Raw genomic sequence first — 10541 nt, forward strand, 5'->3', positions numbered from 1 at the left:
CGCACTAGACTTAATCCGTCCTTCACCACTACAAGCATATTCTTCTACACCATCAACAGTACGGATTGGCACAGCATCTGGATAGTTTTTAACGCTATCTTTATCTGTGATGTTAAAACCTCCGTACCAACGATTAAAAGCAACGATATTGTTTAATTGTAAAAAAGAGGCATAAAAATTTTGTACCCAGTTTATCCAATTGCTTAAAAAAACATTCGTGTAATTGATGGCTAATGTTTGGCTACCAACACCATTAAAAGTACCATCATGGGCAAAATCATTGGCAAAAGCACGAGCCATATCATAAGCAGGGGTTGAACTGGTGCTGTTAATACGTTGAGCTTCTTTTGCTAAAGTGGCCAAATATGTGGCATAGGCTTTGCGCTGAGCCTCCAATGCTGTATTGATAGACGCATTAATTAATTTTTCAAATTCACCGTTACCAACTACAACAGGTGCTTGGGTAATATCAAAATTAAGTTTTAAGGCATTTTTAACAGCAGCATTAGCGGTATTAATATTTTGAGCGATTAAACCGCCAACTTGCTTTTCCGCTTGTTGAACAGCAGCTTCGGTTAAACCCGTTACACCAATATTTGCATTAGCAGTAACATTTGCTGCTGCTCGTAAAATAGGTTTAGCAACATCAGCTGTTGGTACGGTAATTTTTTTATTACTCTCAAGAGCCTCATCAAAATACTCAACCACACCTGCGGTAGTCGGCAAAACTTCTGCTAATACAGGCTCAGCAATTTGACTAACGGGCACAGTAAAAGTTGCAGTACCATTGCTAGTTGGTGTTAATGTTTGTGTAGGAGCTAATGCCACACCCGTTTTAGCATTTTTTAGTGTTACACGGCCATTTAAAATTTTACCTAAAGACGGTGTAACGGTAATTGTGGTGGTAGTCACCGCTTTACTGGATGCCCCCACATTATCGTCATCATTTGAATTACAAGCCGTTAGTGCCAAAGAGCTACACACAATGGCAGAGACTAATTTCTTTTGTTGAAACATTTTTGACTCCCTCGTTTTTATGATAATTGAGCTTTAATTGTTTATTATTTAAGCCCATATAGAGTTTTTACTCTATTTTTTTGACAAAAAAAGTCTTTTTGTCCGTTTTTAGTGCAATATCCTTTCAAAAAGTAGGCTTATAAATAATTTGCTCATTTATTTTTAAAACAATGATTATATCAATAACCATATAACACTTTCTTAACTTTTGCCGCGCTCAGTGATAACATTCGCACTGTCTGATGATCTCTTGATTATCTGTTGTCTAGTCAGCCACAACTTGAGGTATCAAGCCTCGTTTGCCGCCAATTTAGACATTTTTATGGTCAGGACTTTGGCATAATATTTGCTATTTTAAGGTTCTTATTTTGTCTGTCCTAAAAAATGAGGAATTTCACCGTGCTAGAAGCTTATCGCCAACACGTTGCTGAACGCGCTGCCCAAGGCGTTCCACCCAAGCCACTTGATGAACAACAAACTGCTGCTTTAGTAGAATTATTAAAAAATCCACCAGCAGGTGAAGAAGCCTTCTTGGTTGATTTATTAGAAAATCGTGTTCCTGCTGGTGTTGACCCAGCGGCCTATGTTAAAGCTGCCTTTTTAGCGGCTGTTGCTAAAGGTGAAGCTACTTCTCCTTTAATCACTAAGCAACGTGCTGTGTACTTATTAGGTACAATGCTCGGTGGTTACAACGTTGAGCCATTAGTTCAGTTATTAGACAATGCTGAGTTAGCAGCTGAAGCAGCAACAGCATTAAAAGCAACTTTATTAATGTTCGACTCTTTCCATGATGTTGAAGAAAAAGCCAAAGCTGGCAACGCTGCTGCAAAAGAAGTGTTACAAAGCTGGGCTGATGCTGAATGGTTTACTAACCGTCCAGAAGTGCCAAGCACCATCAAATTGACTGTGTTTAAAGTGACTGGCGAAACCAACACTGATGACTTGTCTCCTGCTCAAGACGCTTGGAGCCGTCCAGATATTCCATTGCACGCTAATGCAATGTTGAAAAACGTCCGTGATGGTATCAATCCTGACAAACCAACAGAAATCGGCCCAATCAAGCAATTAGAAGCCTTAAAAGCAAAAGGTAACACCATTGCTTATGTGGGTGACGTTGTTGGTACAGGTTCTAGCCGTAAATCTGCAACAAACTCTGTATTGTGGTTTACAGGTAACGACATCCCACACATTCCAAACAAGCGTGATGGCGGCTTCTGTATTGGTAGCAAAATTGCTCCAATCTTCTTCAACACCATGGAAGATGCTGGTGCATTGCCTGTTGAATTAGATGTATCACAAATGAACATGGGTGATGAGATTGTTTTAAACATCGATCATGCTAATGCTATTGTGACCGCTACTAAAGATGGCGTTGAAATTGCTAAAGCTCCGTTAAAAACACCTGTGTTATTAGATGAAGTACGTGCTGGTGGCCGTATTAATTTAATTATCGGTCGTTCTTTAACCACTAAAGCCCGCGAAGCTTTAGGTTTAGCTCCATCTACCCTATTCCGTCAACCACAACAACCTGCTGATACTGGCAAAGGTTACACCCAAGCTCAGAAAATGGTTGGTAAAGCGTGTGGCGTAACAGGTATCCGTCCTGGTACTTATTGCGAACCCAAAATGACTACTGTTGGTTCTCAAGATACAACAGGTCCAATGACTCGTGACGAATTAAAAGATTTAGCTTGTTTAGGCTTCTCTGCGGATTTAGTCATGCAGTCTTTCTGTCACACAGCCGCTTATCCAAAGCCAGTTGACGTTAAAATGCACCACACTTTACCAGACTTCATTATGAATCGTGGTGGTGTTGCATTGCGTCCAGGTGACGGTATTATCCATAGCTGGTTAAACCGTATGTTGTTACCAGACACTGTTGGTACTGGTGGTGACTCTCATACTCGCTTCCCAATTGGTATTTCTTTCCCAGCAGGTTCTGGTTTAGTCGCGTTTGCGGCGGCAACGGGTGTTATGCCTTTAGATATGCCTGAATCAGTATTGGTTAAGTTTAAAGGTAAAATGCAAGCTGGTATCACCTTACGTGATTTAGTGCATGCTATTCCTTACTACGCTATCCAAGCAGGCGACTTAACGGTTGAGAAAAAAGGCAAAAAGAATATTTTCAATGGCCGTATCTTAGAAATTGACTTGTCCGAAATGGAAGGCGATTTAACCGTTGAACAAGCCTTTGAATTATCTGACGCGTCTGCTGAGCGTTCTGCGGCTGGTTGCTCTATTACTTTGTCTGAAAAGTCTGTGGCTGAATACTTAAACTCTAACATCACCATGTTAAAGTGGATGATTTCTGAAGGTTACGGTAATGCCCGTACAATGGCTCGTCGTATCGAAGCAATGGAAAAATGGTTAGCCAACCCAGTATTGTTGCGTGCTGATGCCGATGCTGAATACGCTAAAGTCTATGAAATTGACTTAAACGACATTAAAGAACCCATTCTTTGCTGTCCAAATGACCCAGATGATGCCAAGTTGTTATCCACAGTGGCTGGTGACAAAATTGATGAAGTGTTCATCGGTTCTTGTATGACTAACATCGGTCACTTCCGTGCCGCTGGTAAGTTATTAGACAAAGTTGAAGGCGGTTCTTTAAGCACACGTTTATGGTTAGCTCCTCCAACCAAAATGGATGCTCACCAGTTAATGGAAGAAGGCTACTACAACATTTATGGTCGCGCTGGCGCACGTACCGAAATGCCTGGTTGTTCTTTGTGTATGGGTAACCAAGCGCGTGTTGCTCCAAACACCACTTGTGTGTCCACTTCTACACGTAACTTCCCGAACCGTTTAGGTCAGGGCTCTAATGTGTATTTGGCTTCTGCTGAATTAGCATCTGTTGCTGCTGTGATGGGTAAATTGCCAACTGTGGCCGAGTACATGGAATATGCGAACAAAATCGACAGCATGGCTGGCGATATTTATCGCTATTTGAACTTCGACCGTATGAGTGAATACACCGACAAAGCCAACAAGATTGATGTTGCTCAGTTGACTTAATCGCAAGGATTAACACGACTTGTTAAAACACCCCCGCTTTATGTGGGGGTTGTTTTTTGGAGAAATTATATAAAAATGAACCTTCCACTTAAAATTGTCATTATCAGTGACACGCATGGTCTACATGACTTATTAACCATTCCTGATGGTGATATTTTAATCCATTGTGGTGATATGACTGAATATGGTCTCATTGAGGAAATTGAAGAGTTTGATGAATGGTTAGGCACATTGCCGCATCAAAATAAAATTGTCATTGCAGGCAATCACGAACTTTGTCTGGAAAAGGAGTCAGGTTGGGCATTGTTTCATCATGCCATTTATTTAGAACATGAAGCGGTGACCATTGAGGGTATTAACTTTTTTGGTAGTCCGTGGCAGCCCTATTTTCATGGCATGGCGTTTAATCTTAAACGTGGCGAAGCCTTAGCTAAAAAATGGCAAGATATTCCAGATAACACTGATATTTTGATTACCCATAGTCCACCCTATAAATATTTGGATAAAGTCCGTTCACAATGGGTGGGTTGTGCCGACTTGTTGCAACGCGTACAACAAGTCAAACCTGCATATCATGTCTTTGGTCATATTCATGAAAGTTATGGTCAAGAATCTAATCGTGATACAACCTTTATTAATGCTTGTTCTGTTGTGGAGTTAGATGCACCACTTAATAAACCTGTGGTTATTGACTGGCCTAAACAACGTGAATAAACGCTATTTTAGTGCTATTTTTGAGATTAAAAATTTGGCAATGGTTTCTCTTTCACACGCATTACCTGCATGATGAGATAACAGCCCTTCCACCACAAAAGTCGCTATTTTGGCGGCTGCTACACACTCTTCTTGTTTTAAGCCATGCAGCATTAACTGGTTAACAACTAGTGACTCCAGCATAAAATGAAAACGTTGATGCCACGTTTTGATACTTTCAGCAAAGTTCATGCGATTATGTACGGTCGTAATCACATGAGGAACGGCATCAAATTTGTCGAGTAACCACAATAATTGCTTATCTAAGCTTTGTGCTTGAACGCTTAAATATTCTGCTAAGGCTTCGGCAACCAGTTCGTCCAAAATGGCAATCAATAACTCGTCTTTATCTTTGAAATACCAATATAAAGTATTGGGGGCAACGCCTGCTTCTTTAGCCAAACGAGACATACTGGTTGCGTCATAACCTTCTGCTAACAACAATTGTCTTGCAGCTAATAAAATTTCTTGACGTTTGTGTTCGCTATCAATTTCACGTCTATTTTTGGCCATAAAAATTCTCTATTTTTTATCTTGAATGGTATTCAAGCAGATGATGGCATTCATATTGAATGGCATTCAACAGACGAATTGACTAATTTATTGGGAAGTTTTGTTTTTTAGCCATTCCAACATGTCGGAGTTTTGCACACGCTCATAAATATCTTCAACTTTCAAACACAAACCAATCGACTCAAAGTGAATGTCATCACCTAAATAATATTTAAATGATTGCCAATGGTGATTTTTACTCATCACCTCAATTTGCACAAAATCTTGTTCTATCAGTACATACTCCAATAGTGTTGGAATTTGCATATAAGCCATACGTTTAGTAGTTTCATCGGCACGTCGTGTGGATTTAGAAAGGACTTCAACAATAAGTATAGGCGTTTCGGTAAATGTGCTGTCATCCGATAAATTAGAACAATCAACCAAGACATCAGGATAAAAATATTTACTCGCAATTTTAACTTGCATATCAGACATATAAGGCTGGCAGGGCTTATTTTCTAAGTAGTTACCTACTTTACGATAAAAATTACCCACAATACGATTATGTGAGGCTTTGGCTCCTGCCATTGCATAAACTTGACCATCAATATACTCATGTTTAAGATCAGATTGCTGCTCTTGCTGCAAGTATTCTTGCTCTGTCATATAATTGGTTTGTTGAGGATTCGCCATGATTTAATCCTTAATAAATCACCACATCAAATCATCAGGAATTTGATAATTTGCATAAGGATCTTCTTCTGCTGTTTCGGTGGCGGTCGCTTCAGGTTTAATATTAAGCACCAAGACCAAATTAGCATCACGAGCTGCAATTTTTTCAGCAACACGCGTGGGAACCAATTCATAACCATCGGCAAAACGCACAATCGCAATAATGCCTTTAGTTAATTGGTTAAATTGTAAGTCAGTGACGTACAATTTTTTAATTTTTTTATCATCAGTAAATTGATAAGCAACTTCTCCGCCTGCTCGATCAATTTTATTGGTTTCTATTAACTGTTTGATTTGAGCCAAAATAGCTTTTTTTTCTTGTTCTTCTTTAAGCTGTAAGTTTAATAGCCGATCGCGTTCTACTTTCTCAGCCATCGCTTTTTGGACTTGATTTTTGGCTTCGTCTTTAGCTGCTTTGCCTGCTTCTAATTGCTGTTGATGAATTTTTTTAGCACGTTTAGCATCAGCTAAACCACTTTTTAAGAGTTGGGCTTTTAAGTTTGACATAATAAAAAGGTTTATGATCTAGGAACATACCATAAATCATAAACCTTGGTTTTATCTATAGGCAAGTTAAATTATTTAATGCAATGTTTGATTAAATATAGCATCAGCCGATAAACCTTCACGCATTAATATTTCACGCAAACGCTTTAGTGCATCCACTTGAATTTGACGCACACGTTCACGTGTTAAACCAATTTGTTCACCTACATCCTCTAAGGTTGAAGCTTCAAAACCTGCCAAACCAAAACGACGCATTAATACTTCACGTTGACGTTCTGGCAACAAGTTGAGCCAATGCTCCAAACTATGGTTAAGTTCATTGGTTTGAATCTGGTCAGCAGGATCAATAGTTTGAGGGTCTGACAGCGTATCTAATAAACTCTTATCACCATCTTCGCTAAAGCTACTGTCTATAGATGTGATTTTTTCTGTCAATCCTAACATTTGCTCAACAGTGGCAATGGGTTTATCTAATAGATTAGCAATTTCTTCTGCGGTAGGTTCGTGATCTAGTTTTTGGCTCAACTCTCGAGCGGCACGTAAATATATATTTAATTCTTTTACAATATGAACTGGTAAACGTACAGTACGTGTTTGACTCATCAATGCACGTTCAATCGTTTGTCTTATCCACCATGTTGCATACGTTGAAAAACGGAAACCTTTTTCGGGGTCAAATTTTTCAACGGCGTGTATTAAGCCTAAATTCCCTTCTTCAATTAAATCCAAAAATGATAATCCACGATTGGCATAACGACGAGCAATTTTGACAACTAAGCGTAAATTGCTTTCAATCATACGTCGTCGCGCACTTTCTTCACCAGCTTTGGCTAATCTAGCAAAATGGACTTCTTCTTCTGCCGATAATAATGGCGAAACACCAATATCATGTAAGTAGAGTTGAGTAGCGTCAGTTGGATGTGAGACACTGGTTGTTTTTTTTGTTTGTGCTTTTGATGTTGCCATGATGTCGCCCTCTTTATAAATAGAGATGTATGGGACACCATCTCTATTTATTATCAACAGTGGGCTTTTCAGCCCTATTTAATTGGGCAATATGCTTAATGGATCAACAGGCTTACCTTTATAACGTATTTCAAAATGTAGTTTTTCTCTATCTGCACCTGTTGAGCCTAATTCAGCAATTTTTTGCCCTAGTTGTACTTTTTGTCCTTCAGTTGCAATTAAACGATCATTGTGTGCGTATGCAGTAATATATTCATCGCTGTGGCGCACAATAATTAATTTACCGTACCCCACTAAACCTTCTCCTGCATAAACTACAACACCATTAGCAGCGGCATTAATGGCATCACCACGCTTACCAGCAATAGCAATACCTTTACTACCCACGCCTTCAGTACTAAACCGTTTAATCAGTTGGTTATTACCATTATTGACTGGCCATCCCCAAGTCAGTGAACCACTTTTTGCAAGTGCTTGCACGTTCGTACCGACAGACGGTGTATTTTTGACGACTGGTTTTAGGTCATTATTATTTGTGTTAACAGGCTTGGTAGTGTCTGTTTTGGGTTTCACGACAACTGGTTTATTGGTCGGTGGCAATGGTTTGGCAACGATTTTTACAGGCTCGCTGACGCTTGAAGTTTTTTCTTCAGTCTTAGCATTTTCGTCTTCTAAAACCAATTTTTGGTCAACGTAAATGGTAAATTTTTCATCTAAATTATTAATTTTGCCTAATTCTTTATAATCTTTATCATAACGCATCGCGATTGAATATAGGGTATCACCTGCTTTAACACGGTAATAGGGATAGTTTAATGGTGGTAGTGGTTGCTTTTCGGTTAGCTTAGCTTTTTCAGCGTCAGTCGGTAATTTTTTGGGCGCAGTACTACAAGCTGCTAATAAGGCAACAGTTAATGTAGTAAATATCCATTTTGATTTTTGTGCAACACGCATTATCAATATCTCTTCAAAATCATTGGGTATTCTTGGTTGCTAACCATGCGTGCAACGCAGGTAAGGCATCATGACTGGTTAAATCTGTTTGTAAAGGGGTTAAGCTCACATAACCATTTGCTACGGTTTGAAAATCAGTTTCATGTTCTGTAGGAACAGGATCACCCATTAAACCAATCCAATAAACAGGTCGCTGCCGTGGGTCATGACTTTTTTGGATAGATAGACCACGCTGTCTTTTGCCTAGTTGAGTTAAGCGAAAACCTTTAATTTGATTAGCAGGAATATCAGGTACATTCATATTAATAATATTATGTTCTGGTAATGCTAAATCGTGCCAATGACTGACTAAATCAACGACTAGTTCCGCTGCGACGGCAAAAGCATCTACGCTAGTATGTTGTTTGACTTTTGGTCCTGCTAAAGAAACCGCTAATGCAGGCTTTCCTAAAAAACGCCCCTCAAGTGCTGCACCTACTGTGCCTGAATAAATCACATCATCACCTAAGTTTGCGCCTGAATTAATACCAGTGACCACAAAATCAGGTTCATCATCAGCAAAAAAACCATTTAGAGCCAAATAAACACAGTCAGCAGGAGTGCCATTAACCGACCAAAAACCATTATCTAGTTGAGTGGCACGTAAGGGACGATCTAAAGTTAAAGCACTCGAATAACCACTACGCTCTGCTTCAGGAGCCATGACAGTGACTTTAGCAATTTTACTTAATGCTTTAGCTAATGCGGCCAAACCGGGGGCAAATACACCATCGTCATTACTTAATAATATGTGCATATTAATCTTGCCAATCTTCTTTAGGAATTAAACATACCACGGCATGAGCCTCAATGCCCTCTTGGCGTCCAACAAAACCCAATTTTTCAGTGGTCGTTGCTTTAATACTGACATTTTCAATGCTCGTGGCTAAATCTTCGGCAATACGCTGCTGCATTAAAGCAATATGTGGGGCTAATTTTGGCTTTTCGGCTAAAATCGTTACATCACAATTACCCAGTTGATAACCTTTGGCCTCGACTAAGGCAAATACGCGACGTAATAACACACGGCTATCGGCATTTTTATAAGTCATATCAGTATCAGGAAAGTGCTTACCAATATCACCTAATGCTAATGCGCCTAATAAAGCATCACACAAAGCGTGTAAGGCAACATCTCCATCAGAATGGGCAATTAAACCTTGATGATGAGAGATTTTTACCCCTGCTAGGGTAATACTATCACCCTCACCAAAACGATGAACATCTATACCATGACCGATACGTGGATATTTCATGTTGTTTGTTGCCTTATTAAAAACTCTGCTAATAATAAATCTTCAGGATAAGTGATTTTTAGATTATCTAATGCACCATTAATCAAACGTGGTTTAAAACCTAATAACTCAACCGCTGATGCTTCATCAGTCACCATATTTTGCTGAGCTAAAGCATGACTAAGTGCTTGATAGATAATATCAAATCTAAACATTTGTGGGGTAAAAGCTTGCCATAATTGTTGACGAGGTACTGTTGCAATAATGTGATTTTGGCCATCATCAGATGCTTGTTTGATGGTGTCACGCACAGGTGCTGCCAATATGCCACCTACTTCATCATCAAACAATTGTGTAAACATATTCTGAATATCCGTCAGACGTACACAAGGACGAGCCACATCATGCACCAATACCCAATCATCTGGCTGAGCTTCAGTTTTAATCGCTTCTAATCCTGCCAAAACGGAGTCTGCACGTTCTGCGCCCCCTGTGACAAAACGAATTTTTTGGGGATATTGATAAGTCAGTTTTTTTGCGATGTCATCTTCAGGATGAATAGGAACAATAATTTGTTTGATTGCTGCTAATGTTGACAAACGATCTAAGGTGGTTTGCATGACTGTGCTTTGCCCTAAGCGTAAATACTGCTTAGGTAATTGACCACCAAAACGTTTTCCTTTACCTGCGGCTGGGACAATCAGCCAATAATTCATGGTGTAGCCCTTTCAACAGCCGGTGGTGTGCTGACAACGGGCTGTTTATTAGCTGTGACTAAAATAAAAGTTTCATCGGTTTTTACTAAGCCTAAATCTAAACGAGCATGCT

The 10541-nt window shown here is 39.5% G+C and carries 10 protein-coding genes and 1 pseudogene; 2 read left to right on the forward strand and 9 right to left on the reverse strand.

Annotated elements, in window-relative coordinates; translation table 11 throughout:
• A pseudogene (locus Q0212_RS08445) lies at positions 1-1017 on the reverse strand (hypothetical protein); the annotation flags it as partial.
• Between the two features lie 399 nt (positions 1018-1416).
• Between Q0212_RS08445 and Q0212_RS08450 the strand changes: the two are divergent.
• Both Q0212_RS08450 and Q0212_RS08455 read left to right on the forward strand, forming a co-directional pair.
• Positions 1417-4032, forward strand: coding sequence for a bifunctional aconitate hydratase 2/2-methylisocitrate dehydratase (locus Q0212_RS08450; protein WP_297924481.1), 2616 nt, complete (start codon positions 1417-1419; stop codon positions 4030-4032).
• Between the two features lie 75 nt (positions 4033-4107).
• Complete coding sequence (locus Q0212_RS08455; protein ID WP_297924483.1) at positions 4108-4746, forward strand: metallophosphatase domain-containing protein; 639 nt, start codon at positions 4108-4110, stop codon at positions 4744-4746.
• 3 nt (positions 4747-4749) lie between these two features.
• On the opposite strand, the gene Q0212_RS08460 is transcribed toward Q0212_RS08455, so the two are convergent.
• From Q0212_RS08460 to ispD, 8 genes are all read right to left on the reverse strand, one after another.
• Positions 4750-5298, reverse strand: coding sequence for a TetR/AcrR family transcriptional regulator (locus Q0212_RS08460; protein WP_297924485.1), 549 nt, complete (start codon positions 5296-5298; stop codon positions 4750-4752).
• An 87-nt stretch (positions 5299-5385) separates the two neighbouring features.
• A complete protein-coding gene (locus tag Q0212_RS08465; RefSeq protein ID WP_297924487.1) occupies positions 5386-5973 on the reverse strand; it encodes a Uma2 family endonuclease in 588 nt (195 codons plus the stop codon).
• Between the two features lie 18 nt (positions 5974-5991).
• Positions 5992-6519, reverse strand: coding sequence for a DUF2058 domain-containing protein (locus Q0212_RS08470; RefSeq protein WP_297924489.1), 528 nt, complete (start codon positions 6517-6519; stop codon positions 5992-5994).
• 75 nt (positions 6520-6594) lie between these two features.
• Positions 6595-7485 carry an RNA polymerase sigma factor RpoS gene (rpoS, locus tag Q0212_RS08475; protein ID WP_297924491.1) on the reverse strand — a complete coding sequence of 297 codons (891 nt, stop codon included), beginning with the start codon at positions 7483-7485 and terminating at the stop codon, positions 6595-6597.
• Positions 7486-7563: 78 nt separating this feature from the next.
• Positions 7564-8439: a peptidoglycan DD-metalloendopeptidase family protein gene (locus Q0212_RS08480; protein ID WP_297924493.1), complete on the reverse strand. Its 876-nt coding sequence runs from the start codon at positions 8437-8439 to the stop codon at positions 7564-7566.
• A 19-nt stretch (positions 8440-8458) separates the two neighbouring features.
• The gene (gene surE / locus Q0212_RS08485; RefSeq protein WP_297924495.1) at positions 8459-9235 is read right to left on the reverse strand and encodes a 5'/3'-nucleotidase SurE; all 777 of its coding nucleotides are present in this window, start codon (positions 9233-9235) and stop codon (positions 8459-8461) included.
• Position 9236: 1 nt separating this feature from the next.
• Complete coding sequence (gene ispF, locus Q0212_RS08490; protein WP_297924497.1) at positions 9237-9734, reverse strand: 2-C-methyl-D-erythritol 2,4-cyclodiphosphate synthase; 498 nt, start codon at positions 9732-9734, stop codon at positions 9237-9239.
• On the reverse strand, positions 9731-10429 hold the full coding sequence (gene ispD, locus Q0212_RS08495; protein ID WP_297924499.1) for a 2-C-methyl-D-erythritol 4-phosphate cytidylyltransferase: 699 nt from the start codon (positions 10427-10429) through the stop codon (positions 9731-9733). The genes ispF and ispD overlap by 4 nt, the downstream gene beginning before the upstream one ends.
• Between the last annotated feature and the right edge of the window lie 112 nt (positions 10430-10541).

Origin of the sequence: uncultured Agitococcus sp. (genome assembly GCF_937920075.1) — a bacterium.
In the GTDB taxonomy this organism is placed as follows: Bacteria; Pseudomonadota; Gammaproteobacteria; order Pseudomonadales; family Moraxellaceae; genus Agitococcus.